Source organism: Pseudomonas sp. B26(2017) (assembly GCF_002113045.1).
Taxonomy (GTDB): Bacteria; Pseudomonadota; Gammaproteobacteria; order Pseudomonadales; family Pseudomonadaceae; genus Aquipseudomonas.
Genome location: NZ_NEJJ01000029.1, coordinates 1 through 2,007 on the forward strand (window position 1 = coordinate 1; position 2,007 = coordinate 2,007).

Sequence of the window (2,007 nt, forward strand, 5' to 3'; positions counted from 1 at the left end):
CGATTGTGCGCCGCTGACCTGCACCAACGGCTGTCCGGTGTCGATGGTCACCGGGGAAGAACTGCTGACGTTGACTGACGGTGTACTCGATGGGCTGTTGCCGTTCGAGTTCAGCCGCTTGTATCGCAGCAGTGCGGCCGAGATCGATGCTGGATTGGGGTTTGGCTGGAGCCATTCGCTGGCGCATCGATTGGAGGTTGATGGTGCGGCGGTGGTCTGGGTCGACCATGAGAACCGGCGCACGCGGTTTCCGTTGCCGAGCGTTGAGCGGCCGGCGATTCACAACAGTCTGTCGCGGGCGGCGATCTTTCTCGGGGATGAACCGGAAGAGCTGATCGTTGCGCTGGCGGGTGAGGCCGCGCGGTTTTATCACTTTCGGGTTGGGCGTCTGACCGCCATCAGCGATGCGTACGGCAATCGTCTGACGGTGCATCGGGATCTTTCCGACCGGATTCAGCGCCTGGATAACGGGGCCGGTCGTTCGTTGTTGCTGCGCTATGAGCGGGCGCATCTGGTCGCGGTCGATTATCAGGTCTGGCGCGAGGCGGCCTGGCGTACCGAGCAGACGCTGGCCAGTTACCGCTTTGATGCCCGCCATCGATTGATCGAGGCGACCAACGCCGTCGGCGAAAGCGAGCGTTACGACTACGACGACCGGCACGTCATCCTGCAACGGCAACTGGCTGGCGGTGCGAGCTTCTTCTGGGCATGGGAGCGGTCCGGCAAGGCGGCGCGTTGCGTGCGGCACTGGGCGTCGTTTTCGCAGATGGACACGCGTTACGTCTGGGATGACGCCGGCAGCGTCACCGTGCATTACGTCGACGGGACTGAAGAAACTTACGTCCACGACGACACGGCGCGGCTGGTGCGTCAGGTGTCGGCGGACGGGGGCGAGCAGCTCAAGGCCTACGATTCGGCGGGCCGGCTGGTTGCCGAGCAGGATGCGCTGGGCGCGGTCACCGAGTACCGCTACGACGATGCCGGACGGCTGATCGCGCTGATTCCGCCGGACGATGCACCGACGTCCTACGAGTACCGTAACGGTTTCCTGCACAGCCGTTCACGCGGCGATGCCGTTTGGACGTACCGGCGCAATGCCCAGGGTGACGTCACCGAGGCGGTCGATCCCGACGGTCATGTCACCCATTACCACTTTGACGCGCAGGGGCGGTTGCGGTCGATCCGTTATCCGGACAGTGGTCGCCATGTGTTCGTCTGGAACGACCTCGGGCAACTGGTCGAGGAAAGTCTGCCGGACGGCGGGGTTCGGAAGTTTTCCTACGACGCCTTGGGGCGGCGGACGACGGTTCAGGACGAGCATGGTGCGGTCACCCGCCACGCCTGGGACGCCGTTGGCCGGCTGATCCAGACGACGCTGCCTACCGGAGCCACCCGCGCCTGGTCCTACAGCGCCTATGGCCAGATCACCGCCGAACGCGATGAACAGGGGCGCATCACCCGTTACGAGTATGACGACGACCTGCACCTGGTCAGCCGCCGGATCAACCCGGACGGTACACGAGTGCAGTACCGCTACGACCATGCGCAGCTGCTGCTCACGGAAATCGAGAACGAGTCCGGCGAAAAGTACCGGCTGGACTACACGCCGACCGGACTGATCCGACAGGAAACCGGCTTCGATGGCCGGCGCACCGCGTACGTCTATGACCGCAACGGCCATCTGCTGGAAAAGACCGAGTTCGGCGACGACGGCTCGACGCTGGTCACCGCTTACCAACGCGACAGCGCCGGACGCCTGCTGCTCAAGACCCTGCCGGACGGGGTCGAGGTCAGCTATCGCTATGACCGCTTAGGCCGTCTGGTCGGGGTGGACGACGGCCAGGATCACCCGCTGGCCTTCGAATACGACCTGCAGGATCGGCTGGTGCGCGAGCATCAGGGCTGGGGCACCCTGCGTTACACCTATGACGCCTGCGGCCAACTGACCCGCCTGCGCCTGCCGGACAACAGCAAGCTCGATTACCACTACGCCAAGGGCGGTGCGCT

At 64.5% G+C, this 2,007-nt stretch carries 1 protein-coding gene; it reads left to right on the top strand.

Annotated elements, in window-relative coordinates; translation table 11 throughout:
* Positions 1-2,007 (top strand): DUF6531 domain-containing protein (locus CAF79_RS28570; protein ID WP_139832642.1); only part of this gene is annotated, 2,007 nt, incomplete at both ends.